We start from the raw sequence: 25686 nt of genomic DNA on the forward strand, positions 1-25686 counted from the left end.
CGGTTGGCAAGATCTTTTCTGGCCTATAATCCATTGAAAACTTGCTAACCAACCGACAGACGCCACCTTGCCTACGCCAGCCGCCACCTACGACTACGACGCCGCCCTGCGCGCCTGCGCGCGCGGCGAGCAGCAAGCCTTGCAGGCCTTGTACCAGCAGGAAAGCCGTTACCTGCTGGGCGTGGCGCTGCGCATCGTGCGCCAGCGGACGCTGGCCGAAGACGTGCTGCACGACGCCTTTCTCAGCATCTGGCGCCGCGCCGGCAGTTTCGACGCCACGCGCGGCACTGGCAAGGGCTGGATCTATGTGGTGGTGCGGCACCAGGCGCTGAACGTGGCGCGTGCGCGCGCCCATGAAATATCGGCCGACGAGGATACCGTGGAAACTCTGCTGCATGAACGCCAGGGCGAGGACGCCGGTGACGCCAGTGACGCGTACGCCCTGCAAGCGAACATGGGCAAGCTGCACGATTGCCTGGGCCACCTGGAAGAATCCAAGCGCAACTGCATCCTGTACGCCTATGTCGACGGTTGTTCGCACAGCGAAATCGCGCAGCGTGTCGCCTCACCCCTGGGCACCGTGAAAGCCTGGGTCAAGCGCGGCCTGGCCAGCTTGCGGGAGTGCATGGGATGAATACGCCATTGAATGATGAAGAACTGCAGCGCCTGGCCAGCGAATATGTGCTGGGCACCTTGACGGCGCCTGAACGCGCCGAGGTCGAGCAGCGCCTGCCGCGCGACACGCTGTTGCGCGACGCCGTCGATGCCTGGGAACGGCGGCTGCTGCCATTGACCAGCCTGGCGCCGCCGGCGGAACCATCGCCACAGCTGTGGCCACGCATCGCCTCGACCCTGTTCACGCCAAAAGCAGTACGCCAGGCCGGCGGCTGGCAAGCCTGGTGGAACAGCCTGGCGTTCTGGAGAATACTGGCCGGCGGCGGTCTGGCAGCCGCCACCGCGCTGGCCGTGACGGTGACCATGCAGCTGCAGGCGCCAGGCGGCCCCGGCTACCTGGTGGTGCTGGTCGCGCCGCAGGACAAGGCGCCCGGCTGGATCGTTCAAGCCGGCAATAAAAACAGCCGCGACCTGAGCCTGATCCCGCTGGGACCGACCACCGTGCCGCAGCAGAAATCGCTGCAGTTCTGGACCAAGGGCAAGGACTGGGGCGCCCCTGTCTCGCTGGGCCTGGTGCGGCCCGGGCAGACACTCAAGCTGAAACTCGACAAACTGCCGCCGATGCAGGCCGAGCAGCTGTTTGAAATCACGCTGGAGCCGGAAACCGGTTCACCGACGGGACGGCCAACGGGACCGATTCTTTACATTGGCCGCGCCGTGAAGGTGATGTAGAAAACGTCTGAACAAACCGGCAGCTTCCTGAGCGATACGAGTGGCTGCTTTCGGGGGTCAGTTCAGAGACGCGGGCCTGAGAAAATGCCGATGGCTGCGTTGCGGCTTCCTTGCCGTACATGCGTACTGTCTGCGTCGCCGCGCCTTGCCCTCGACATTTTTCAGGCCCGCTTGGCCCGGAAAGCCTGGGCTGGCGACTTGGGGCGTGACATAGTTTGCTGGTTTTCTGATTAAGCAGGACAGCTCCATGGCCCGTCGCTGAATGGCAGCTTACGCCCCATTGCAGACATTCGAGCGCTCAGGAAGCGGAGGCACATACCACGTCATTACTGCGTTGGACACCGATTGCGGCAAAGTCGCCGACACAAGCGAGCTACTCCAATTCTTCGCCGTACATCGCCAGCGAACGCTGGCTAATCTGTAACGATTCGAGTTCGATCTCCAGCGCCTCCTTCTCGACTCCAGCTACCGGCCCGCGCAGCGCGCGCTCCGTTGCTTCCACCTGGCCATTGACCAGACGGTTGGCTGTCGCATGCAACTTGCGGGCTTCATCCGTCCGCTGCATGCTAATGAGCACGTAGATCTTTTCGACGTGGCATGCAGCGTTCGCATAGGAAACCTCGATGCAGCGGTCCAGGTATTTCAGCGCACTCGCAGGTCGGCCGAGCTTCATTGCGGCCATGCCCGCTTCCCAGTGGGCAGTAGAAAAGTCTCGTGGTCGGTCAATACCGGCGCACCGCTTGATATAGGCGTTCGCGAACCTCTCCATCGCTTCCCAGTCCCGTGCCTGCATCGCTGCGCTGCGCTCCTGCTTCTGATGCAAGCATGTTTGGAGCCGATCACCGGCCTTCACGGCTGCCGCCGCTGTGTGCGCCACTGCGCTGAAAGACAGACCCACGAGTAAAGCGGCAAACCGGTTCATGAACGATACTTTCTAAACGAGGAGTTAGTGGGGAATCTTGATCGAACCAATTCGTTTGGTCGTTTTGCAATATAGCAATCTGTTTTAGCGCTGGCAATCTTTGTAGGATTGCCGGATGGGCAGCGGTATCTTGGCACCTATCCTTACGCTGCCACTTCATTGCATCTTCAGAATTTATCTGCTGTCCTGCATCCCTAAGGTCCACTTTCGTCCGAGTGCTCCCACATAATTATTTTTTCTGAGCAGGATATGCCGACTCAACTTTCCACCCTCGTTCAGGGGCATCGTCCAAGCATCCATCGAAATCAAATTCGTCGATACTAAAATTATCGGCATAGTCATCTTCGACTCTGCATCTAAAACCTTGATGTTCTGCACTCCATGTACTCGTAATGACTTTTTGAGGTCGTTCAAGTGACCACTGAATTTCAATGCCCGGCTGAGGTGCGAAGGGAAGCATCTCTTCTCTACTTAAAACTGCAAAGCGCGCATTTGGGTCATCACGGTCTGAATCAAACACGTATTTTAGAAAGGCGACTTTAAACATGTTTTCTTTCTTTTTGATTGCATAGTTCGAGTTGTTTCCAACGTCCGTTATTGGCCGAATCCGGCAGTTCGGGCCAGCATAGCAGGTTCTCAGGGTGAAAATCTAGCGGCTGCATCGGCAGGCTGCATTCGACCAATGCAGACATCTAGCCAAGCTTGGCCAAACGTCTGTCAGAGAAAATTGGAAACGAGATCAGGGCTCATTTTTTAAAATAACAGGAGAAAACGGGTAGCGAAATCTATCCCATTTCGGTTCTTGAAAGTCACCGATCCGAATGAACGGAGCTAAAGCAGCGGTTGCTTCTCGCCCGTTACTTGGTTTTGGGTAGAGATTTTCCGGAACCACGACAAGCCCTTCAATCACCTGGCTGGAGGCCTCATGCATGCCCGCGGCCAGCGGCGTGCCGGCGGAGATCGCCGCCCGTGTACTGGCCTGGAGCACGGCGCCAAGACCTTAGGGCACCCAGCCAACACGACGGATGACCAGCGGACGGCGATAATTTCACGGTTCAAAGCCGGCGAGTCGATAAGCGCCTTGGCTCGGGACTACGACGTCTCGCGTGTGTGCGTGATGCGTATCGTGAAACCGGCTTCTACCGGCGCCCCTTAGAACTACTAATCCTGTCCTTCCGGCTGCTCGAAGAGCAGTTTTCCGATACACCAAACCGAGCGGCCGAAGTTGAGAATGAGCCGCTCACCTTGCCTAAAAAACGAATGATCCTCATCAATTCCAGCCAGCTTTAACGCATCTGTTATTTTGGAACTGGTCGGATGTGCATCACCCAATCGCATGTCGTAAGCGCCAGCAATCGGACCAAACACTAGGCGAGCTTTCTCAGGACCTACCCTCTGAGCCAAGACATCTTGAAGCAGCTTGTTCGAACCAAGCTTTTCCTTGTCTGCATGAGTCGAAAGCTTGCGAAGCGCGCGCACATCAAGTCGCTCTGAGAACACGCGGACAATATCTTTCGCTAATCGCAGCAATGACGCTTGATCCTTGCTTACGAAACGGGAAATTTGTTGCATCACTGCCGTATCGTCTATGTCGTGCGTGTACAGGCTAACATTGAACTTCTGCCGGAAGCTATTCTGTAGCAACCGCATGGAAACGAACAGCAATTCTTCAACAGCGTGTGTGGTCGCCGGTTTGACTTTTACTTGCGACGCTAGCAATTCACCACAAACTTTCCCATCGGGGACAACATTATGGGCAGCCCAAATGTGCTGCTCCCATGGGGCAAGGCGAGCAACGTCGTGAGCATAGACCGTAATTAAATCAGAGGAGTTAATCCCAAAGTGCACCACATAACCAGATGTGGAATGGATGCCACCTGTTTCAGCCGTGGCCCAACTCAGGGAAAAGGCGCGATGGTTGAGAAGCTCATTGACAATGGCGGGACGAAACCAGAGCCATCGGCCAATCTCTTCGTGGTTGAGGTCGGCAGATGCGATTCGTGTTCCATCTGTCTCGACGATGAATTGAGGGAGATTCTTTTCTTCATCCCCCCGAACACGTACACTCTGCCCTTGATGTTCGATCCATTCGTTTCGGTAAAATTGGCTCTCTACCCGGACTCCGCTGTAGCCACTGCGATGGCCCTGAGCTTGCTCATAGCCAGTATTGTCATTGTGTTCCGGCCCCATCACCGGGGCGTCTTCATCCTCGTCAACATCCGTTCGCCATACCCGGAAAGAGGACCAACTGCCCCCATAAACATGATCTAAGTCGCGTATCAAAAGCTCAAACTGTCCGCCGTCTCTTTCCTCTTCGTGATCCTTTAAGGTCTCATATGCACTACCCTCCAATGCCGCCACATTCTCAACTCGCTGGCGAAGATACGATAGGCGGAGCGAAAGATTCCTGGCCGCCAAATAATCCATCAGGAATTCACGTTTGATCTCGATTAAGCGATGATTTCCTTGTTCATCAAAGAATTCGCGCGCCACGACAACAAAATCTTCTGCTGGCCTCACCCAATTGTGTCCATCTTTTATCAGGTGCAGAGCAATAACCAAATCGGGATTGAGAATCCAGAGCGCCCCCCCGACCACCGGCTGAGGATGCTCGAAAACGAGTCGAACCCCAATTGGCTCTTTGTCGTTGTATTGGTACTGTTCAACAGAAGCGTAGTAGCCATCCTCGTAAGCGTACGGTGTCCCGCCTCGACCGATGCCAAGATCGCTCCACGTTAGCGTCTCAGCGAATTCCCGCTGCTCCGGCGGGAAGGCAGCGGAGCCACATCCGAAATATTCGTCAACGTAGCCAATCTCCTTCACATTGCCTCTCTCTTCTTCACGGGATTCCCTGAGGGGAATCCAAGTCGCGTTTGAGAACGATCGGCGAATTTCTTTTGTTTGAAGAATCCAGTCTTTATCCATCTCCAACCCCTTGGCGTCTGGTGAATTTTCTATTTTGCTTCAAGAACGACCGCTACTGGCCGGACGCAGTCTATCATTGACCGCCAGCAACCCAGAGCTGACAGATGAAGGCATATCTGCACGAGAGTCTAGTTAAACGAGAAAATATTCGGACTGAACATTACTCACGCAGAACCAAGAGCCTGGCCAAGAGCCTGAAGGCCTACAGCGCAAGCCGCCAAGGCGGCGCCGCATGAATTCCATTTGGATTGAGCAGAAAATGTGGCCGACATGTCCCATCCATCGAGGGAGACACTCCCAAGATTGGGTGTTTCGCCCTTCCGAAGCGCTTCCTTTTTTCGTTGATTAACTGCTTCTTCGCGACTAATTTTTACCGTACTTGCATAGAGCCAAGCAGCCGCCGACATAAATCCGGAAACGACAGATGCAGTGGTAATGGTTACCAAAATCAAATGAGCCATGTTTTTTGCCTTGATTTTATTGACGAATCGTATTTCGACCGATTTAAAAAGTCGCTGTCATCGTGCGTTTTTGGCCGAACTCGGCCGTTGAGTCAGCGTAGCAAATTGTGGAGCTGAAAAATCACCGACAATCTCGACCGGCCGGACCTGACCCGAAGTGGCCATGCATTGAACACATTGCCTCACCATCGGTAATGCGTCCAGAACATTCTCGCTTATCGGCTGTCTTCCCTAGTTTTTTCGTCGAATTCCTCGTACGCGCCGCGACCGCGCCAATATGCCTCTGCCGCTTCAGACCCTTCGCGACTCTCAGCTTCCTCAAGCTCAGCCTGACGGTCCAATTCTTCATGATCATTTTGCCTCTCCTTCACTAATTGAATGAGTTTGGAGCGCGAGTTGTTTTTTGCATGCGCCCCACGAAATATGCTTGGAGAGCGCGCCCCACATACGGAGCAAATAAATTTTGATCTATCTTGAATAGTGAGATAAGGTGAGCGGTTACTAGTGTGTCGGAGCCTTCCGCTAACCTCTTTGAGCCATGTTCCGTTTACTCTATGGTGGTGATAACACGCATCGCAGACGATGCAGTCGCCCGGTGCAATCTGCGGGTGACAAGGGCAAAAGTTAGTGTGTTCGTTCGCGTAGCGCTCCCCATATTTCAATCTCTTTACGCTGGTTGACATCTGGCACTCTGGACATGCCTCTAGGCCGTCCGGCGCTCGCCAAACCATGCTACAGGGCGCACACCCAAGGTATTGCGTTTCTATTTCCATCAATTACTCCGGCGTTGGTAGCCCGCTTTGCTAGTGACCGCTTTTGGCCGATGTCGGCCGTTCCAGAAAGCGTCGCCTCAAACCGCCGTTGTGTCAAACCTGATTAGTTGTAGCCAACTCTATCGTTTTTGTCCAAATTTATTGTTCTTCCACAGCGACCCACGGCCGCTCGCCACGGTGTTGTCAGGTGCTTTTATTTCCCCAGCTCGTCACCCAACTCGCGCCCGCGCGCCGCCGCCGCCTTGATGCCCTTGATAATGGCCGCCTTGACGCCGCTCTCTTCCATGCTGCTCAAGGCCGCGTAGGTGGTGCCGCCTTTCGAGGTCACGCGCTCGCGCAGCACTGAAGCCGGCTCGCTGGAGTTGGCCGCCAGTTGCGCCGCGCCGGTAAAGGTGGCGATCGCCAGCTGCGTGCCCTGTTCCGCCGTCAAGCCCAGCTCGCGCGCGGCTTCCTGCATCGCTTCGATAAAGTAGAACACATAGGCTGGGCCACTGCCCGAAATTGCCGTCACCGGATCGATTTTCTCCTCGTCGTCGAGCCAGACGGTGGCGCCGACGGCGCCAAGGATGGCGTCGGCCTGCGCCCTTTGCGCGGTACTCACGCCGCTGGACGCCACCATGCCGGTAATACCCATGCCGATCAGCGCCGGCGTGTTGGGCATGCAGCGCACGATGGCCGGATAGTCACCGAGCCAGCGTGCCAGGTCGCTGCTGCGGATGCCGGCGGCGATGGTCAGCACCAGCGGCGCCTTGCCTGCGTCCAGGAACGGCAGCAACTGCGCCGCCACTTCGCGCATGCTTTGCGGTTTTACGGCCAGCACGATCACGTCAGCGTTACGCAGGGTCGCATCGGCAGCGGACGCCGTGGTGACGCCATGCTGCGCGCGCAGTTTTTCCAGCGCCGGCACATGCGGGTCGATCACATGGATGTTGCCGCCCGCCGTGAGTTTCCCGGCCAGGCCGGCGATCAGGGCCGCCGCCATATTGCCGCCGCCGACAAATGCTATCTTCAGTTCTGCCATGATCAATGCTCTTTCAAAGGTGGTTCAGGAGTAATCGCGGGCGCCAAAAATCGCGCTGCCAACGCGCACGATGGTCGCGCCTTCCAGCACGGCTGCCTGCAGGTCGGCCGACATGCCCATCGACAGGGTATCGAGCGGCAAGCCTTCGGCGCGCAGTTGCTCATACAGCGCGCGCAGCTGCGCAAACGCGGTACGCTGCAAGGCCGGGTCGGTTTGCGGTTCGGGTATCGCCATCAGGCCGCGCAGGCGCAGCTTGGGCAGTTGCGCCACGGCGCGCGCCAGCGCCGGCAAGTCCGCTGGCGACACGCCGCTCTTGCTCGCTTCGCCGCTGATATTGACCTGCAGACAGATATTCAAGTCAACCATACCCTCGGGGCGCTGCTCGGACAGGCGCGCGGCGATCTTTTCGCGCTCGACCGTATGCACCCAGTCGAAATGCTCGGCAATCGGCCGCGTCTTGTTGCTCTGGATCGGGCCGATAAAGTGCCATTCCAGGGCCGCCTGCGGCAGCGCCAGCTTGACGGCGGCGATCTTGTCGAGCGCTTCCTGCAGATAGTTTTCGCCGAATGCCATCTGACCGGCGGCAGCCGCTGCCAGCACGGCGTCCGCACCAAAGGTTTTCGACACGGCCAGCAGGGCCACGCTGTCAGGCGGACGCCGGGCTTCGGTAGCTGCTTGCGCAATCGCGCGCCGCACGGCTTGCAGTTTCTCTTCGATTGTGGACATAATCATTTTCTAGTGGGCGGGCATCGCCGCAACATGCGCGCGGCGCCCTTTATTGCAGGCACAGGGATTATAAATGGACATTTCCGAACTACTCGCTTTCTCCGTCAAGAACAAGGCTTCCGACTTGCACCTGTCCGCCGGCCTGCCGCCGATGATACGGGTCAACGGCGACGTGCGCCGCCTGAACGTGGCGGCGCTCGAGCACAAGGAAGTGCACAGCATGATCTATGACATCATGAACGACGGCCAGCGCAAGGCGTATGAAGAAGCGCTCGAATGCGATTTTTCGTTTGAAATCCCGGGCCTGGCGCGTTTCAGGGTCAATGCCTACAACCAGGAACGGGGTGCCTCGGCCGTGCTACGCACGATTCCGTCGAAAGTCTTGAGCCTGGAAGAGCTGAACGCGCCGCGCATCTTCGGCGAACTGGCGATGCGCCCGCGCGGCCTGGTGCTGGTAACGGGGCCTACCGGTTCGGGCAAGTCGACCACCCTGGCGGCGATGGTCAATCACGTCAACGAACGGCTGAACCACCATATCCTCACCATCGAAGACCCGATCGAATTCGTGCACGAGCCGAAAAAGTGTTTGATCAACCAGCGCGAAGTGGGCCAGCACACGCATTCGTTCAGCAATGCGCTGCGTTCGGCCTTGCGCGAAGACCCCGACGTGATCCTGGTGGGCGAACTGCGCGACCTGGAAACCATCCGCCTGGCGCTGACGGCGGCCGAGACCGGCCACCTGGTATTTGGCACCCTGCACACCTCGTCGGCGGCAAAAACCATCGACCGCATCATCGATGTGTTCCCGGCCGAAGAAAAAGAAATGGTGCGTACCATGCTGTCCGAATCGCTGCAGGCCGTGATCGCGCAAAACCTGCTGAAAACCAAGGACGGCAGCAGCCGCGTGGCGGCCCATGAAATCATGCTGACCACGCCGGCGATCCGCAACCTGATCCGCGAAGCGAAGGTGGCGCAGATGTATTCGGCGATACAGACCGGCAGCAATGTCGGCATGCAGACCCTGGACCAGTGCCTGACCGACCTGGTGCGGCGCGGCACGATTTCGGCCGAGACGGCGCGTTCGGCCGCCAAGTCGCCTGAAAACTTCCCGGGATAAGCCATGACCATGAGCGACAATACCGGCGCCATCCACGCGCTGCTGGCGCAGATGCGCGCACGCGGCGGCTCGGACCTGTTCATCACGGCCGGTTTTCCGCCGGCCATCAAGCTTGACGGCAAACTGACGCCGCTGTCAGCCACGCCACTCGACGCGGCGCTGGCGGCCGGCTATGTGCGTGCGCTGATGAACGACAAGCAGGTGCAGAGTTTTGAAGCGAGCAACGAAGCGAACTTCGCCATCAGCCCCGAGGGCCTGGGGCGCTTTCGCGTCTCGGCTTTTGTACAGCTGGGCCAGGCGGGCATGGTGCTGCGCACCATCAACACCGCGATACCCGAGCTGGGCAAGCTGGGCCTGCCCGCCATTTTGCAGGACGTGGTGATGAGCAAGCGCGGCCTGGTGATCATGGTGGGCGCCACCGGCTGCGGCAAGTCGACCACCCTGGCAGCGATGGTGGGCCACCGCAACGCCAACAGCCACGGCCATATCATTACCATCGAAGACCCGGTCGAATTCATCCATCCGCACGGCAATTGCATCGTCACCCAGCGCGAAGTGGGCGTCGATACGGAAGACTGGGGCACGGCCCTGAAAAACACCTTGCGCCAGGCGCCCGACGTGATCCAGATCGGCGAAATCCGCGACCGCGAAACCATGGACCACGCGATCGCGTTTGCCGAAACGGGCCATCTGTGCCTGGCCACCCTGCATGCGAATAACGCCAACCAGGCGCTGGACCGCATCATCAATTTCTTCCCCGAAGAACGGCGCCAGCAACTGCTGATGGATCTGTCGCTGAACCTGAAGGGACTGATCTCGCAGCGACTGGTGCCGCGCAAGGACGGCGCCGGACGCAAGGTAGCAATGGAAATCCTGCTCAATTCGCCATTGATGAGCGACCTGATCTTCAAAGGCCAGGTCCATGAGATCAAGGAGCTGATGAAAAAATCGCGCGAACTGGGCATGCAAACGTTTGACCAGGCGCTGTTCGATTTGCACGAAGCAGACCAGATCAGCTATGAAGACGCCTTGCGCAATGCCGATTCGGTCAATGACTTGCGCCTGTCCATCAAGCTCAACGGCAAGGCGGCCCATGCGCGCGATGCCAATACCGGTAGCAGTTCGCTGGGCCTGCTGTAAGAGTAACGGGCCAGGATATTTTCATTGACTTTAGACAACAAACATGCAAATTTCTTATAGTTAATTTTTTTTAAGCTTGGCGGTCTATATCGTGTTCCTGGCGGCACTATTCGGTGATAATGTTTGCTAAATTATTCACGGATATCGATACAAAACGATGCCAGTCTTCGGGAACATTTTATCGTCATGGGCGCGGATGGGGACGTATTCCCGCTGGTTCCTGCCCATTTTCTTGCTGATACTGGCCGTCTCCGCCTTCCGCTACCATCATTTGCTGGCGACGGAAACGGCGCAGGCCGATGCGCGCTACCACGGCGAGGCGCGCCAGCTCAATCTGTATCTGGCCAACACCGTGCTGCCGCTGTCCGTGCGCAGCGATGGCGCCAGCGTGCAGCAGGTGCTGCGCACCGCCCTGCCGCTGAACCGTAACCTGGCCGCCATCGCCTGGCATGGCGGCGGCGCGCGCATCGAAGTGCTGGCCGACAAGCAGCCTGGCGCACTGTCCGGCGAGCAGGCGCCTGCCTGGTTTGCCCGGCTGGCCGGCATGACGGCGATCCACAACCGCCTGCAGGTCTCCTTGCCCGGCGGCAGCGATGGCGTGCTGGAACTGCGCTATACGCCCGAGCTGCCGCTGCTGCATGTCTGGCAAGCGGTGCGCCAGCAAGCGCTGATGAGTGCCTTCAATATCAGCGTGATCGTTGTGCTGCTGGGCTTGCTGCTGGCTTCCCACCGCAAGTTGCTGGCGCGGCTGGCGCAAGCGATCGAGCGCTTGCGCGGCGGCGACTTCACGGTGCGCATGGCGCCCGGCGTCACGCCGGAAGCACAAGACCTGTCGCGCGCCTTCAATGGCATGGTCGGCGACGTGGGCGAGATGCTGACCTCGCTGCAGGCCAGCCGGCAGCAACTGGGCGCGCAGCTGACGGAAACCGTCCACATGCAGCAGGTACTGCAAAAAATGTCCTGGCAAAACTACCATGACGTGCTGACCGGCCTGCCCAACCGCGCCGCGCTGGCGGCCCGCTTCGAGCAGGAACTGTTCCTGGCGCGCGAACGCCAGCGCCTGATGGCCGTATGCCTGTTCGATCTCGACCACTTTCAAAACATCAATGACCGCTACGGCGCCGAAGCGGGCGACGACCTGCTCAAGCAGGTGGCCGGCCGCCTGCACGAGTTCACCGGCAAGTCGCATTACGCGGCGCGCCTGGGCGGCGACGAATTCGTGCTGCTGCTGTGCGGCCAGGCCAGCCTGGACAGCATCGAGCAGCAGTTGCAGCTGCTGATGCGCGAACTGAGCCTGCCCTATCAGTGCGACCAGCAAGCCGTGCACCTGACGGCCAGCGCCGGCATTGCCGTGTATGCGGGCAAGGACATGAACGCGGAAAGCCTGCTGCGCCACGCCGACCATGCCGTCTACCAGGCCAAGCTGACGGGACGCAACCAGTATCACTTCTTCGACAGCCACCTCGACGAGGAAGTACGCACCCACCACAACCAGCGCACCGAAGTGCGCCACGCGCTGCAGAACGGCGAACTGCGCCTGCATTACCAGCCCAAGGTCAACATGCGCAGCGGTGCCGTGATCGGCATGGAAGCGCTGCTGCGCTGGCAGCATGCGCAGCGCGGCCTGCTGGCGCCGTCGCAGTTCCTGCCGCTGGTGGAACAAACCGACCTGATCATCGACATCGGCGAATGGGTGCTGCGCCAGGCGCTGTGGCAGGTGCAGCGCTGGAGCGCGGCTGGCCGCCAGTGGGTAGTGAGCGTGAATATCGCGGCGCGCCACTTCCAGCAGCCCGATTTCGTGCTGCGCCTGAAAACCATCCTCGGCGAATTTCCCGGCGTGCGCGCCAGCATGCTGGAAATCGAGATCCTCGAATCATCGGCGCTGCACGACGTCGAACACGTGCGCCGCATCATCCGCGCCTGCCAGGCGCTGGGCATCACGTTTGCGCTGGACGACTTCGGCACCGGCTATTCCTCGATGTCCTACCTGAAGCGCCTGCCGGCCAACATCATCAAGATCGACCAGAGCTTCGTGCACAATATGCTCAACGACCGCGACGACCTGCACCTGGTGCGCGCCGTGATCGGCCTGGCCCGCTCGTTCCAGCTGACGGTAATCGCAGAAGGGGTGGAAAGCATCGCCCACGGCGAGCGCCTGATCGAGCTGGGTTGCGACCTGGCGCAAGGCTACGGCATCGCCCGCCCGATGCCGGCCGACGCCGTGCTGGACTGGGCCGACAACTTCATCGCGCCGCCGCAATGGCGCGCGGCGCGTTATACCGAAGACCAGATCTAGGGCTTGTTCAGCGCCGCATCGATCAGTTCGATCCAGTGCCGCACGGGTACCTCGGTACCCGACTGCAAATGACTGAGGCAGCCGATATTGGCCGACACGATCACGTCCGGCGCGCACGCTTCCAGGTGCGCCACCTTGTTGTCGCGCAGCTGCTGCGACAGCGCCGGCTGCAAGATGGAATAGGTGCCGGCCGAGCCGCAGCACAGATGGCTGTCGGCGCACAGGCGCACATCGACGCCGACCGCGCGCAGCACCTGTTCCACCCGGCCGCGGATTTGCTGGCCATGCTGCAAGGTGCACGGCGGGTGGTACACCACGCGCCCGGTGATGCGGCCCTGCACCAGCGCCACCAGTTCCACCTCGAATGCCGGCAGGATTTCGCACAGGTCGCGCGCCAGCTCGGAAATGCGCCGCGCCTTGACGGCATAGCGTGCATCGTGCGCCAGCAAGTGGCCATATTCCTTGACTGTGGCGCCGCAGCCAGAGGCCGTCATGACGATCGCCTCAATCGTTTCCACGTACGGCCACCAGGCGTCGATATTGCGGCGCATGTCGTCCAGCGCAGCCTCCTGGTCATTCAGGTGGTGGCGCAGCGCGCCGCAGCAGCCAGCCTTTGCCGCCTTGATCAGTTGCACCCCGAGGCTATCGAGCACGCGCGCCGTCGCCGCATTGATATTCGGCGACATGGCCGGCTGCACGCAGCCGTCCAGTACCAGCATGGTGCGCGCATGCGTGCGCGCCGGCCAGCGGCCCGGTGCAGCGCCGGGCCGCAATTTGTCCTGCAAGCCCTTCGACAGCAGCGGGCGCAGCGCCTGGCCCGCCTTGTAGACCGGCGTAAACAGCCAGCGGCGCGGCAAGGCTTCCTTCAGGGCAAAGCGCAAGGCGCGTTCGCGCAGGGGGCGCTGCACCCGCTGCTCGACAACGTTACGGCCGATATCTGCCAGGCGCCCGTACTGCACCCCCGACGGGCAGGTCGATTCGCAGTTGCGGCAGGTCAGGCAGCGGTCCAGGTGCGTCTGCGTTTTATGCGTGACAGGCGCGCCTTCGAGTACCTGCTTGATCAGGTAGATGCGTCCGCGCGGGCCATCGAGTTCGTCGCCCAGCAACTGGTAAGTGGGGCAGGTGGCGGTGCAAAAGCCGCAGTGCACGCAGGCGCGCAGGATGGCTTCGGCCTCGTCGCCGGCCGGCGTATTTTTGATAAAGTCGGCAAGATTGGTTTGCATGGCGTCTCGATAGATTCAATACATTCAGTACATACGCTGCGGATTGAAAATGCCGGCCGGGTCGAAACTGCGCGCCAGTCGTTCATGGATAGCCGCCACGGCCGGCGCCAGCGGGTGGAACACGCCGACCGCCTTGTCGCCGCCGCGAAACAGGGTCGCGTGGCCGCCAGCTGCCGCCACGCTTTGCCGGATGCGCTGCGCGCCGGCGGCGTCGGCATCGCCATCAGTTTTCAGCCAGCGCTGCGCGCCGCCCCATTCAATCAGCTGGCGCCCTTTCAAAATCACGGCACTGGCATGCGCCGGCAAGGACAAGCGCCACAGGCTGCCCGGGGCGGCAAAAAAATCGTGGGTCTGCTCGCGCAGCGCGGTCCAGAAAGCCGCCGCGTCCTGCGGTGCGACCGCCTCGCCGCCCAGCTGGCGCTGCGCCGCCGTCACGGCCGCCTCTGCCCCCGACAAACGCAAGGTCAGCACGCCGTCATGCCAGCAACTGGCCGAAATCGGCAAGGGCTGGCCGCCCCATTCATTGAGCATGCGCAGCGCGGCGATTTCGGTGCAATCAACACGCAGGCTCGCTTCGCGCAGCGGCAAGGGCAAGACTTTCAACGACACTTCCAGGATCAGCCCCAAGGTACCCAGCGAGCCGGCCAGCAGGCGCGACACATCGTAGCCTGCCACGTTCTTCATCACCTGGCCGCCAAAGGACAGGCGTTCACCCTTGCCATCCATCAGCACCGCGCCCAGCACGAAATCGCGCACGGCGCCGGCGCTGGCGCGACGCGGTCCGGACAATGCACAGGCCACTGTGCCGCCCACCGTGGCGCCAGCGCCGAAATGCGGCGGCTCGAACGCCAGCATCTGGTTGCGCGCCGCCAGCGCGGCCTCGATCTCGGCCAAGGGCGTGCCGCAGCGCGCGGTGATTACCAGTTCGGTCGGCTCGTAGTCGATAATGCCGGCATGGCTGCGCGTGTCGAGGATGTCACCTGCCAGCTGCTGGCCATACCAGTCCTTGCTGCCGCCACCGCGCAGGCGCAGCGGTGTGCCCGCGGCGCTGGCGTCGATGATGCGTTGCCTGAATTGTTCCACGATTGCTTGCAAAGAGGTCTCCGGTGTGACTAAAAACGCGGCAGGTTGGCAAATGGCAGCCGCCCTGCCGTCACATGCATCTTGCCAAATTCGGCGCAGCGGTTCAGGGTGGGAATCGCCTTGTCGGGGTTCAGCAAACCATGCGGATCGAAGGCCCGCTTGACGGCAAAAAAGGCATCGAGCTCGGCGCGCGAGAACTGCACGCACATGGAGTTGATCTTTTCCATGCCCACCCCGTGTTCGCCCGTGATGGTGCCTCCGACCGCCACGCACAGGGCCAGGATATCGGCGCCGAAGGCTTCGGCGCGCGCGAATTCGCCGGGCATGTTGGCGTCAAACAGGATCAAGGGATGCAGATTGCCGTCACCGGCATGGAACACATTGGCGCAGCGCAGGCCATGCGTGGTTTCCATGGCGGCGATGCCGGTCAGCACCTCGGCCAGTTTCTTGCGCGGGATGGTGCCATCCATGCAGTAATAATCGGGCGAGATGCGCCCGGCGGCGGGAAACGCATTCTTGCGCCCGGACCAGAATCTCATGCGCTCGGCTTCGGTCTGCGAGACGGCGATCGCACTGGCACCCGCCCCTTCGAGCACCGCCGTCATGCGCGCGATTTCTTCTGCCACTTCCTCGTACGTGCCATCGGCCTCGCACAGCAAAATGGCGGCGGCATCGATGTCGTAGCCGGCTTTCACGAAGGGCTCGACCATGCGCGACGAAGTGCGGTCCATCATTTCCAGGCCGGCCGGAATGATGCCGGCGGCGATCACATTGGCCACCGCATTGCCACCCGTGACGACGTCGCCGAACGAGGCCATGATGACGCGCGCGGTGGCAGGTTTCGGTATCAGCTTGACCGTCACTTCGGTAACGATGCCGAGCATGCCTTCGGAACCGATGAACACGGCCAGCAGATCCAGGCCCGGCGAGTCGAGCGCTTCGCCACCCAGTTCGATGATCTCGCCATCGATGGTGGCCACGCGCACGCGCAGCACATTGTGCACCGTCAGGCCATATTTCAGGCAATGCACGCCGCCCGAGTTTTCCGCCACGTTGCCGCCGATGCTGCAGGCGATCTGCGAGGACGGATCGGGCGCGTAGTACAGCGCATGCGGCGCCGCCGCCTCCGAGATGGCCAGATTGCGCACGCCCGGCTGCACCACGGCGATGCGCGCATAAGGATCGACGCGCACGATGCGGTTCAGGCGCGCCGTCGACAGCACCACCCCATCGGCAATCGGCAAGGCGCCGCCCGACAGCCCGGTGCCGGCGCCGCGCGGCACGATCGGTACTTTCATTTCGCGGCACACGCGCAGGATGGCCAGTACTTGCTGCTCCGTGTCGGGCAGGGTCACGATCATCGGCAACTGGCGGTAGGCGGCCAGGCCGTCGCATTCGTAGGGGCGCGTGTCTTCGCTATCGGACAGCACGCTGCGCGCCGGCAGCACGGCGCGCAAGGCGGCAGCGACCGCCTGCTGGCGCGTGAGGGTAAATCCTGGTTCGGCGATATCAGTATGCATGGTGGTCCGGGCAGGCATGGCGTTGCCCTGATTGTAAGCACAAAAAACCGCGTACCGCGCATTTTTCGTTGGAATCGATATCAACTTCCAGCCGCTGCGGCGCGCAGTGTCGTATGCTGCCCTTCTTTATCGACACGACAGGATGGCAACATGGGCAAGCGACTTTCGAAAATCGCCACGCGTACGGGCGACAATGGCAGCACGGGCCTGGGCGACGGCAGCCGCACCAGCAAGGACAGCGCGCGCGTGCACGCCATGGGCGACGTCGACGAACTCAATTCCAACCTGGGCTTGCTGCTGTGCGAAGCCATGCCCGACGCCTTGCGCGAGGAACTCGTCGCCATCCAGCATGACCTGTTCGACCTCGGCGGCGAACTGTGCATACCCGGCTACCAGCTGATCAAGGAAGAGCACGTGCTGCGCCTGGACGACCTGCTGGCCAAATACAATGCCGAACTGCCCGCGCTGGCCGAGTTCATCCTGCCGGCCGGCTCGCGCGCCGCCTCGCTGGCCCATGTGTGCCGCACCGTGTGCCGACGCGCCGAGCGCAGCATCGTGGCGCTTGCTTCCAGCGAGACCATCCATGAACATCCGCGCCAGTATGTCAACCGACTGTCCGATTTGCTGTTCGTGCTGTCGCGCGTGCTGAACCGCTTTGCCGGCGGCTCGGACGTGCTGTGGCGGCATGACCGTGCCAGCAGCTGACACGGTCATGCACGATGCTGCTGCGATGGTGTCAGACCTGATCGCAGCGCTCGTAGCAGATGCTGTGGATCTTGGTGCAAGCACCGACAGACGTCGGCCGGTTTGCCACGCACTGATCGAGATTGTCATCGCATTGCGCATAGCATGCCTGCTCGCCGCCGCCAGCCATTGCATACGATGCACTCACGCCCATCGCAAACAGAAAGAAACCCAGTTTTTTAAACATGTGTGCAGCTCCTGATCAAAGTGACAGGCGTAGACCGACCTCCAGGATGGGCCGCCAGGTAGCCATCCTCTTTTTGCTGCCGCTTACTCCGGCATGTCCGGAAAAATCCCGTTGCGGCAGTTTTCAATGCAGAAATTGTAGTTATCGCGGCAGGAGGCGGAACTGCGGCCTTCGTCGAGGCAAATCGCCCGCAATTGGCTACACTGGATGGAACAACCCGGTTCGCTGTGCGCGGCCTTGTTGAACGACAGGCTGGCGCCTGCCACAAACAGGAAAAAAGCGATCTTTTTAAACATGCTGTTCCTTTATAAGCGACGTAAATGAAACGCAACATGCCGCCGTTTCATGTTGCGGGCAAACATAAGAGCGGAACCAGGGAATCAGCCGGCGGCTTTCTTGATTGCCGCCTGGAAGGCATCGGCGTCGTAGCCGGTAATCTTGCGATTACCGATCAATACGACCGGTACGCCACCACCGCCCAACTCGGCATGCGCCTTCAGTGCTTCCGGCGACTTCTCGATATCGAGGTCGACAAAATCGATATGATTTTTCTTGAAATAGGCGCGCGTCTTGGCGCAATAGCCGCACCAGGCGGTGCCGTACAACACCACTTTGCTCTGGGCATTCGGAAAATACGCGGCGTAATTGCCTTCCGTGTAATTCGATTTGAACAGGCCCGGCAACAAGGACAAGCCGTAACCGCTGCCGAGCCCTGCCGCCAGAATCAAGCTATACACGAGCAAGGATTTGAATTTCTTGTGCATCACACTCCCATTCCGGTTAATCGAATATCCATGCTGCAAAACCAAATATAGAACGCACTTATTTTAGAGTCAACGTTTCTCCGAGATAAATTTTACTTTTTGAAAATATAGTGAGCCTGGCTGCAGAAAGTGAAATTTGGAGAGATAGTCAGGCAGCGATGTCGATACAATGTCGCGCCCTACCGGGCTGAATATGGCCGAATATGGCTGAATGCGGCCGCGACTGCGCAGCCTCAACAAACCTGCACCCGGCATGCAAGCTCGGACGCGGCAGGCGTAGCATGGTCGGCACTGCCAAGAGGAAATCCATGGAGTTCACTGACAAAGATTTTGCGCAGGCCAACGCGCGGGGGCGTGGCAACAAAAGCCGCGTTTCCCGCCGCCGTGGCCGTGCACTACGAGGCTTTCTCGGCTCGCAGCGCTGGGTCACCTCCAATAACGGCAAGAAAGGCGGCCAGGCGCGCAGCAGCGCCAAGACGGCGGCAGCACGCGAAAACGGCAAATTGGGCGGGCGTCCGCGCAAGACCCGGCCCGCCGAAGAATCGGTCGACTGATCAGGTTTTATTCGATTCGAACTTGCCCGCTTGGTAATCGCGGATTGCCTGGTTGATTTCCTCGCGCGTGTTCATCACAAACGGGCCATGCGCCACCACCGGTTCGCCGATCGGTTCGGCATGGCCGAACAGCACCACCGCGCCTTCGGGCGCCGCAAACGCCACTCCCTCACCGTCGACATCGAGCTCGACCAGGGTAAATGCGGGCGCGCTGCGGTCGTCCAGCGCCAGCGTACCGCTTACCACATACAAAAACACATTGCGGCCACCCAAGCCATCGAGCGCAAAGCGCGCGCCGGGACGCATCACCAGCCACGACATGAAAACGCCGGTCAGCGAGTCTATCGGCCCGCGATGCCCTGCGTAATCGCCCGATACCAGGTGCAAGGTCGACAAGCCGTCCGGCGTGGCGACCTTGACGATGGCCTCGTCCTGCACGCCCTGGTAGCGCGGTGCCGTCATTTTCAGGCGCGACGGCAGGTTCAGCCACAGCTGCAAAATTTCCAGCGGCCCGCCGTCACGCTTGAAGGCGGGCGGCGACAGTTCGGCATGCACCAGGCCGCTGCCAGCCGTCATCCACTGCACCCCGCCGGCGCCGATGATGCTGTCGTGGCCGGCGCTGTCGCTATGCATCAGTTCGCCTTCGAGGATGAAGGTGACGGTTTCAAAGCCGCGGTGCGGATGCGGGCCGAACGGCAAACCGCCGTTGCCCGGCGCATAGGTCTGCGGACCATGGTGATTGAGAAACAGGAAAGGATCGACCTGTTGCAGGCGAGGCCCCGGCACGGGCCGGCGCGTGGTCAGGTCGGCGATATCGTCGCGGTAAGCCTGGTGCAGGCCCTTGATGGTTTTCATGTTCACGCTGCATCCTGTGGTGATGGGGTATGGCGGCGATTATCGCGCAATTCAGGCAACGGCGTGGTGACGGCACGGGCGCGTGGAAGCCGGCTTGCCTGCACACGTTTTGACGATTGGCAAAATCATTATTGCCAATCTAAATCGAAATGGTTATCATTTACAACTTGCAACCGCCCCACTTTCGTCAGTTCAAGGTTTTCATGTCCTCCACGCTCCCCCTGCGCCAGTCCGTCCTTGCCATCAGCCTGGCCTTTGGCGCCAGCACTCCACTGGCCTTTGCCGCCGAAGCCGATCCGCAAGAACCCGCACCGCAAGTCTTGCCCGAAGTACGCCTGCGGGCCGAGCGCGAGTCGCTGGGCGAACAAAAGCTGGACCGGCGCCAGATCGACGCCATGAATGGCATCGACGGCAATATCACGACCTTGCTGCGCATCCATCCCAGCGTGCAGTTCGCCAACAAACAGCAGGCGTCTGCCACCCAGGGCGAGCTGGCGCCGGCCGACATCAGCATCAACGGCGCCAAGTTCTACGATAACCTGTACCAGATGGATGGCATGTCGCTCAACAACGATATTGGCCCCACCAACAATCCGACCCAGAGTATTTCCAATACCAACAGCGCCACCACGCCACCGTCGGCCAGCCAGGGCTTTGCCATCGATACCAGCCTGCTGTGCGAGGTGACGGTGCTCGATTCGAACGTCGGCGCCGAATATGGCCGCTTCAAGGGCGGCGTGGTCAACGCCAATACGTGCGCGCCGACACGCAAGCTCGGTGGCCAGGTGTCGGTGGAAAGCACGCGTTCAAGCTGGCTGCAATACAAGCTCAACGACAGCCAGCGCGCCAGTGCGGCCAACTCGACCACCGCCGACCTGCAGCCCGCGTTTGAAAAATGGACCTACCGCGCCGCGCTGCAGAGCAAGCTGACAGACAACTTCAGCCTGATCGGCAGCTTCGTGCGCAAGACCTCCGAAATCCCCCTGAATGGCTATGGCAACGGCTTGCAAAGCAGCAGCGACGCCAACCGCAAGGTGCAAAAGCGCGGCAACGACAATGCCTTCGTGCGGGCCTTCTGGAGCATCCGCCCCGGCGTGAAAGCCGACCTGTCGCTGATGCATGCGCCGTCGAGCGGCGACCATTTCATCGCCAACACGAAGAACAGCAGCTTTCACCTGAAAAGCGGCGGCACCGGCGTCAACCTGGGCCTGGTCCATCCGCTCGACTGGCTTGGCGGCGCCGTCATGGACCATCGTTTGAGCTGGAAAAGCATGGACAGTTCGCGCAGCACCGACTCGAGCATCTGGAAAGCCTGGCGCTATTCATCCGAGAAGAATTGGGGCGCCAAGACGGGCACCAACGCCACCGGCTGGTCCAGCAACGAAGGCGGTTTCGGCAATGTCGACCAGGAACAGGAAAACATCGACTACAAAGGCAAGCTGAAGTGGGACCCGGTGACCTTCCTGGGCGCCACGCATGCCTTCCAGGCCGGCCTGGAACTGGGCAAGCAGACCAGCAGCTATGTGCGCCACACGCAATATGAACAGTACCAGGTGTCGCTCAATATCAACAGCTGCGCCATGCTCGGCGGTGGCGTCGACACCGAGTTCTGCTCGATGGCCACGCCGTGGAATGCGGCGTCCAGCGTGCGCGGCCAGTACCTGGCGCAGCGCATCATCTATTACGCGGGCTCTTACGAACTGACCAACAAGACGCGCGCGGTGCACCTGCAGGACGACATCAAGGCCGGCGACGTGCGCCTGCGCCTGGGCGTGCGCTACGACGACGACGACCTGTCGCCGAAAGCCACCATCGCGCCGCGCCTGTCGGCCACCTGGGACGTGGGTGGCCGTGGCACGACCCTGCTCGAAGCGGGCGCCAACCGTTACTATGGCCGCAATTTCTTCGACTTTTATGCGCGCGCCAAGCGCCTGGCCTTGCAGGCCTCGCCGCAGACGCGCCGGCTGTCGGGCGGCGTGCTGACCGACTGGGGCACGCCGGAAATGGCCACCAACTGGACCTGGCTGAAACTCGGTGACATGAAGTCGCCCTACACCGATGAAAAAATGTTCGGCATCAGCCAGCAGTGGGGCGGCATGAAATGGAGCGCCAAGCGCGTGCTGCGCGCTGGACGCGACGAGATGGTGTATCACGTGGTGTCGGCCGCCAATTTCTACTGGGACAATGTCGGCCACACCAACAGCAAGCTGTGGACGCTGTCGGCGGAAACCATGCGGCCGCTGCAATGGGCCGGCACCGCCACCCGCGTACAATTCGGCGTTGACAAGACGCACACCAACAGTTCGCACGCCGACTACGACACCACCGTGCGCAATATCGACAATGGCCTGGACGGCTACGTGTATTACAAGGGCAAGTACCTGGCGGCGACCGACATGCCGGTCAGCAACTACAACCGGCCCTGGACGGCGCGGCTGCTGCTGTCGACCGATGTGCCCGCCTATCGCCTGAAGGTCGACAATTTCCTGCGCGTGCGCGGGCCGGAAAGCGGCCTGGTCAGCACCGGCGAAAGCAAGCTGTTCGACGGCGGCGTGGCCACCGTGTTCGAGGACGCCACGGTCGGCAAGTCCATCAGCTGGGACCTGCGGGTGCAATATGCGCTGCCGAAAACCGGGCCAGGCGAGGGCTATCTCAACCTGGCGGTGGAAAACCTGACGAACCGCACCAATCCCCTGTATGCCTCGGCCGAGATCGTCTATGAAAAAGGCCGCCAGTTCACGCTGGAACTGGGTTACCGTTTCTGATGAACTACCTGAAAAAAGCGGCGGGCGCGTTGCTGATGTGTGGCGCCCTGCTGCCCGGCCTGCAAGGCCATGCGCAGGAGGCGGCGCGCGTGGCCTGCGCTGCGGGCAAGAGCTGGGACCTGGCCTGCTTGCGGCAGGCCTATGCCGGACCCATCGCCAGCTGGCCACGCCCGCAGGTACCCGACGGCGTCCAGCCTGCGGAATTGGCGAGTGTCTCGGCCATCGCCGCAGCGCCGGTGGCGCCCAAAGTGGCGGCGCTGGGACAGCGCCTGTTCAGCGATCCGCGCTTGTCGCGTTCGAACGCGGTTGCCTGCATCAGCTGCCACAATCCGGCCCACGGCTTTGCCGACAGCCAGCGCGTATCAAACGGCCACGACGGCCGGCCGGGCCTGCGCAATACGCCGGGCCTGCTGGGCGTGGGCGACATCAAGTCGCTGTTCTGGGATGGCCGCGCGGCCAGCCTGGAAGTGCAAGCCCTGGGCCCCTTGCAGCACGCCGACGAAATGGCGATGGACGTGCCGGCGCTGCCGGCCAAGCTGGCCGCGCTGGAAGGCTACCGGGCGCAATTCGACAGCGCCTTCGGCCAGGCCGGCGGCGTGACCCTGGCGCGCATCCTGGCCGCGCTGGCCGGCTACCAGCGCACCTTGCTGCCGCCGGCGACGCGTTTTGACGCCTTCATGGAAGGCGAGCGCACGGCGCTGAATGAACGGGAACTGCTGGGCCTGCACCTGTTCCGCACCAAGGCGCGCTGCATGACGTGCCACAGTGGCGCGCTGCTGACGGACCAGCAATTCCACAACCTGGGCCTGGCTTTTTACGGACGGAAGAAATACGAAGACCTAGGCCGCTACCTGCTTACGGGCGACGCGCAGGATGTCGGCAAGTTCCGCACGCCGTCGCTGCGCGGCGTGGCGCAATCGGGTCCGTGGATGCACAACGGCCTGTTCCCGCAGCTGGCAGGCGTGCTGAACATGTATAACGCGGGCATGTCGCGGCCGGTGCCGCGCAATGCCGAGCAGGCGCAAGACCCGAAGTTTCCCATCACCTCGCCTTTGCTGCAGCGGCTGCAACTGACCGCAGCTGAAATCACGGCGCTGAAGAGCTTTCTGGAAGTACTGTAGCGCCCAGTTGCTGGCGCAGCAAAATGCGCAGCATCAGCACCTGCGCCACCGCGTCGGCCTGCAGCGCGGTCAAATCCGTGGCCTGGCAGTCGCCGGGGGTAGCCACCTCGTGTTCGCCGCGCAGCAAGGCGTCGATTTCGCTGCCGACAGCGGCAATCCACTGTTGCAGCACCGGCGTGGCGGGCAGCGAGTCGGGACTGAGACTGATGCGCGCGGTGCTGCCGGCCACCCGGCGCAGCAGCGGCAAGGTACGCAGGGCGGCCAGTCCCACGCCGCTGCTGCGGTCCAGGCGGCGCTCGATGCGCAGGCGCTGCAGCACCTGTTCGGCATTATTGCTGGCTAATCCGGCTTCGCGGCGCTGGTGCGCGATCGACGGATCCCACTTGCCACCGGCCGCCAGCACCGCCAGCAGGTATTTCAGGTTGGCCGACACAGCGCCGGCCAGGCGCGCTTCCAGGTCGTCGGCTTCGCGGTCGGGCCACAGGAAAAACGTCGCCAGCAAGGCCAGCACGCAGCCCAGCACATTGTTGCCCAGGCGGCTGAAGGCATATGCCATTTCGCTGGCCGGCATGGCGTAATCGGCCACCAGCACAAAGGCCGGCGTCATGAACATCACGTGCAGGCTGTAGCTGACGCGGCGCAGCGCCATGGTGGCGACAATCAGCGGAAACACCACCAGCGAAATGGCCAGCGGCGTGTGGATCACCAGGCCGATCAGCACCGCCAGCAGCGCCCCCACGATGCTGCCGGCCACCCGCTCCATACCGCGCGGCCAGGTGGTCGAAACCGATGGCTGCAAGATCAATAGCGTGGCCATGGTGGCCCAGTAACCGAACGGGATCTGCAACAGCTCGACCAGCAGAAAGGCGCTGGTGGTGGTCAGCGCCACGCGCGCCGCATGGCGCCAGCCCAACGACTCAACGCTGGCGTTGACGCGCAAGGTTTGCCAGCCCTGCGCCAGCGATTGCGCTGCCGCTTGCCGCCACGGCAGTCGTGCGGCAAGCGGCAAATCGAGTTCCATGAAGGCCACGTTCAGGCGCAGCGGCAGCAAGGCACCCAGGGCCGCTTCCAGGCGCCGTCCGCAGGCAGTCAGGCGGCGCTGCAGCGGCAACGGCGGTGTTTCCGGATGGCGCCGCAAGGCCAGGCCCAGGCGGCGCAGCAGCAGCGCCATCGCGTCCAGGCTGCGCCGCGCGCGCGGATCGTGGCGCAGGCGCTGGCGTTCACGCTCGCAAGAGTGCGTGACGGCGATCAGGTAGGCGAAAATGCGTTCGGCGTCGCTTAATGCCAGCAGCAGATTGTCATGCAGTGCGCCGTGGCCGGCGCGCGACGGCGGCACGGCGGCCAGCGCCACCCTTGCCGCTTCCAGCGCGGCGCGCGCCTGCGAACGGTAGCTGGCGCCATGCGCACCGCCACCGGCCAGTTCGCCGGCCTGCGCCAGGTAGCGCGCATTGTCGCGCGCGATGCCGGCCAGGCGCAAATACGCGCTGCGGATCGCCTGCCGGCTGGGGCCGTAAGGGTGGATGCGCCAGACGGTAAAACTGAGCAAGGTGGCAAACAGGCAGCCAAACAGGTAAATCGCCAGAAAGGGCAATGCCTGCGAGGCCGAGTGCAAGGGATGGGTGACCATCACCACGCAGGCGGTGGCGGCCAGGATCGCCACCTGGGCCGCAGCCGCGCCCCAGATGCGCGCCAGCGCGCCGGCCCAGGAGAACACCAGCACGGCCAGCGCGGCGGCAGCCACGCCATGGCCTGCTGCCAGCGCGGCGACGCCTCCGGCAAATGTCGACAGCAAGCCAAAGCCCAGCATCGACACGAAACGCATGCGGCGCGTGCCGGCCGCGTCGGCCAGGCAGGTCCAGAAGGCGCCGATGGCGGCCCAGGAAAAATCGGCATGGTTGAACAGCAGGCCGAGAACCAGCATGGCGCTGGCCGCGCAGGCGGCACGCAAGCCTTCAGACAGATTGGTTTCGTCGACGGCCAGGGTGACCATCCATAGCGGACGGCGCTGCGCCAGCCGGTCGCCAACGCCATGCAGCGCCGCGCCCCAGCGCCCTGCCCGGCCGGTCCACCGGCGATGAAGTTGCCTCAATTTCACTGCGCGCCCCTTGCCCTGCCAAAATGATTGTCTGGCAGGTATTGTAA

Annotated in this window: 24 protein-coding genes; 9 read left to right on the plus strand and 15 right to left on the minus strand. The window is 61.6% G+C overall.

The features are described from left to right. Positions 1 to 67: 67 nt before the first annotated feature. Positions 68 to 634: a sigma-70 family RNA polymerase sigma factor gene (locus tag AC0Z42_RS15660; RefSeq protein WP_485469127.1), complete on the plus strand. Its 567-nt coding sequence runs from the start codon at positions 68 to 70 to the stop codon at positions 632 to 634. After that, complete coding sequence (locus AC0Z42_RS15665; RefSeq protein WP_485469128.1) at positions 631 to 1347, plus strand: anti-sigma factor; 717 nt, start codon at positions 631 to 633, stop codon at positions 1345 to 1347. Before AC0Z42_RS15660 ends, AC0Z42_RS15665 begins: the two co-directional genes overlap by 4 nt. 373 nt (positions 1348 to 1720) lie before the next feature. On the opposite strand, the gene AC0Z42_RS15670 is transcribed toward AC0Z42_RS15665, so the two are convergent. The 7 genes from AC0Z42_RS15670 to AC0Z42_RS15700 form a co-directional block, all read right to left on the minus strand. Continuing rightward, the gene (locus AC0Z42_RS15670) at positions 1721 to 2269 is read right to left on the minus strand and encodes a hypothetical protein (protein ID WP_485469129.1); all 549 of its coding nucleotides are present in this window, start codon (positions 2267 to 2269) and stop codon (positions 1721 to 1723) included. Between the two features lie 229 nt (positions 2270 to 2498). Continuing rightward, positions 2499 to 2816 carry a hypothetical protein gene (locus AC0Z42_RS15675; RefSeq protein WP_156894792.1) on the minus strand — a complete coding sequence of 106 codons (318 nt, stop codon included), beginning with the start codon at positions 2814 to 2816 and terminating at the stop codon, positions 2499 to 2501. A 192-nt stretch (positions 2817 to 3008) separates the two neighbouring features. Beyond that, positions 3009 to 3200: a hypothetical protein gene (locus tag AC0Z42_RS15680; protein WP_485469130.1), complete on the minus strand. Its 192-nt coding sequence runs from the start codon at positions 3198 to 3200 to the stop codon at positions 3009 to 3011. A 230-nt stretch (positions 3201 to 3430) separates the two neighbouring features. Further along, complete coding sequence (locus AC0Z42_RS15685) at positions 3431 to 5194, minus strand: hypothetical protein (RefSeq protein WP_485469131.1); 1764 nt, start codon at positions 5192 to 5194, stop codon at positions 3431 to 3433. Between the two features lie 164 nt (positions 5195 to 5358). Beyond that, on the minus strand, positions 5359 to 5655 hold the full coding sequence (locus AC0Z42_RS15690; RefSeq protein ID WP_485469132.1) for a hypothetical protein: 297 nt from the start codon (positions 5653 to 5655) through the stop codon (positions 5359 to 5361). 966 nt (positions 5656 to 6621) lie between these two features. Next, on the minus strand, positions 6622 to 7449 hold the full coding sequence (proC, locus tag AC0Z42_RS15695) for a pyrroline-5-carboxylate reductase (protein WP_485469133.1): 828 nt from the start codon (positions 7447 to 7449) through the stop codon (positions 6622 to 6624). A 24-nt stretch (positions 7450 to 7473) separates the two neighbouring features. Next, a complete protein-coding gene (locus tag AC0Z42_RS15700; RefSeq protein ID WP_485469134.1) occupies positions 7474 to 8175 on the minus strand; it encodes a YggS family pyridoxal phosphate-dependent enzyme in 702 nt (233 codons plus the stop codon). 73 nt (positions 8176 to 8248) lie between these two features. On the opposite strand from AC0Z42_RS15700, the gene AC0Z42_RS15705 reads away from it, so the two are divergent. The 3 genes from AC0Z42_RS15705 to AC0Z42_RS15715 all read left to right on the plus strand — a co-directional run bounded on the left by AC0Z42_RS15705 (position 8249) and on the right by AC0Z42_RS15715 (position 12728). Then, positions 8249 to 9292 (plus strand): type IV pilus twitching motility protein PilT, encoded by a 1044-nt coding sequence (locus AC0Z42_RS15705; protein WP_485469135.1) that lies wholly within the window; start codon positions 8249 to 8251, stop codon positions 9290 to 9292. A 3-nt stretch (positions 9293 to 9295) separates the two neighbouring features. Next, positions 9296 to 10432 (plus strand): PilT/PilU family type 4a pilus ATPase, encoded by a 1137-nt coding sequence (locus tag AC0Z42_RS15710; RefSeq protein WP_485469136.1) that lies wholly within the window; start codon positions 9296 to 9298, stop codon positions 10430 to 10432. Positions 10433 to 10628: 196 nt separating this feature from the next. Beyond that, a complete protein-coding gene (locus tag AC0Z42_RS15715; RefSeq protein WP_485469137.1) occupies positions 10629 to 12728 on the plus strand; it encodes a putative bifunctional diguanylate cyclase/phosphodiesterase in 2100 nt (699 codons plus the stop codon). On the opposite strand, the gene glcF is transcribed toward AC0Z42_RS15715, so the two are convergent. From glcF to AC0Z42_RS15730, 3 genes are read right to left on the minus strand one after another with little or no spacing between them, the layout of a single operon-like run. Next, positions 12725 to 13951 carry a glycolate oxidase subunit GlcF gene (glcF, locus tag AC0Z42_RS15720; protein ID WP_485469138.1) on the minus strand — a complete coding sequence of 409 codons (1227 nt, stop codon included), beginning with the start codon at positions 13949 to 13951 and terminating at the stop codon, positions 12725 to 12727. The genes AC0Z42_RS15715 and glcF overlap by 4 nt on opposite strands. A 24-nt stretch (positions 13952 to 13975) precedes the next feature. After that, entirely contained in the window at positions 13976 to 15046 is a 1071-nt protein-coding gene (gene glcE / locus AC0Z42_RS15725) for a glycolate oxidase subunit GlcE (RefSeq protein ID WP_485469139.1), read from the minus strand. A gap of 17 nt (positions 15047 to 15063) precedes the next feature. Further along, the gene (locus tag AC0Z42_RS15730; protein ID WP_485469140.1) at positions 15064 to 16554 is read right to left on the minus strand and encodes an FAD-linked oxidase C-terminal domain-containing protein; all 1491 of its coding nucleotides are present in this window, start codon (positions 16552 to 16554) and stop codon (positions 15064 to 15066) included. Positions 16555 to 16704: 150 nt separating this feature from the next. Here AC0Z42_RS15730 and AC0Z42_RS15735 point away from each other — a divergent pair, with 150 nt between their 5' ends. Then, positions 16705 to 17259 (plus strand): cob(I)yrinic acid a,c-diamide adenosyltransferase, encoded by a 555-nt coding sequence (locus tag AC0Z42_RS15735; protein ID WP_485469141.1) that lies wholly within the window; start codon positions 16705 to 16707, stop codon positions 17257 to 17259. 31 nt (positions 17260 to 17290) lie between these two features. Here AC0Z42_RS15735 and AC0Z42_RS15740 read toward each other — a convergent pair whose 3' ends face one another. From AC0Z42_RS15740 to AC0Z42_RS15750, 3 genes are all read right to left on the minus strand, one after another. Beyond that, the gene (locus AC0Z42_RS15740) at positions 17291 to 17485 is read right to left on the minus strand and encodes a hypothetical protein (protein ID WP_485469142.1); all 195 of its coding nucleotides are present in this window, start codon (positions 17483 to 17485) and stop codon (positions 17291 to 17293) included. Positions 17486 to 17568: 83 nt separating this feature from the next. Then, entirely contained in the window at positions 17569 to 17781 is a 213-nt protein-coding gene (locus AC0Z42_RS15745; protein ID WP_485469143.1) for a hypothetical protein, read from the minus strand. Between the two features lie 84 nt (positions 17782 to 17865). Then, a complete protein-coding gene (locus AC0Z42_RS15750) occupies positions 17866 to 18249 on the minus strand; it encodes a glutaredoxin family protein (protein ID WP_485469144.1) in 384 nt (127 codons plus the stop codon). 308 nt (positions 18250 to 18557) lie between these two features. On the opposite strand from AC0Z42_RS15750, the gene AC0Z42_RS15755 reads away from it, so the two are divergent. Continuing rightward, complete coding sequence (locus tag AC0Z42_RS15755; RefSeq protein WP_485469145.1) at positions 18558 to 18803, plus strand: hypothetical protein; 246 nt, start codon at positions 18558 to 18560, stop codon at positions 18801 to 18803. On the opposite strand, the gene AC0Z42_RS15760 is transcribed toward AC0Z42_RS15755, so the two are convergent. Then, positions 18804 to 19658 carry a pirin family protein gene (locus tag AC0Z42_RS15760; protein WP_485469261.1) on the minus strand — a complete coding sequence of 285 codons (855 nt, stop codon included), beginning with the start codon at positions 19656 to 19658 and terminating at the stop codon, positions 18804 to 18806. 203 nt (positions 19659 to 19861) lie between these two features. Here AC0Z42_RS15760 and AC0Z42_RS15765 point away from each other — a divergent pair, with 203 nt between their 5' ends. Beyond that, the gene (locus tag AC0Z42_RS15765; RefSeq protein ID WP_485469146.1) at positions 19862 to 22423 is read left to right on the plus strand and encodes a TonB-dependent receptor; all 2562 of its coding nucleotides are present in this window, start codon (positions 19862 to 19864) and stop codon (positions 22421 to 22423) included. Next, a complete protein-coding gene (locus AC0Z42_RS15770) occupies positions 22423 to 23544 on the plus strand; it encodes a cytochrome-c peroxidase (RefSeq protein WP_485469147.1) in 1122 nt (373 codons plus the stop codon). Before AC0Z42_RS15765 ends, AC0Z42_RS15770 begins: the two co-directional genes overlap by 1 nt. Here the strand turns inward: AC0Z42_RS15770 and AC0Z42_RS15775 are convergent. Further along, a complete protein-coding gene (locus AC0Z42_RS15775) occupies positions 23510 to 25639 on the minus strand; it encodes an FUSC family protein (RefSeq protein ID WP_485469148.1) in 2130 nt (709 codons plus the stop codon). The genes AC0Z42_RS15770 and AC0Z42_RS15775 overlap by 35 nt on opposite strands. Positions 25640 to 25686: the final 47 nt, after the last annotated feature.

The organism is Janthinobacterium sp. 1L-D-8-B-C4 (assembly GCF_057291295.1).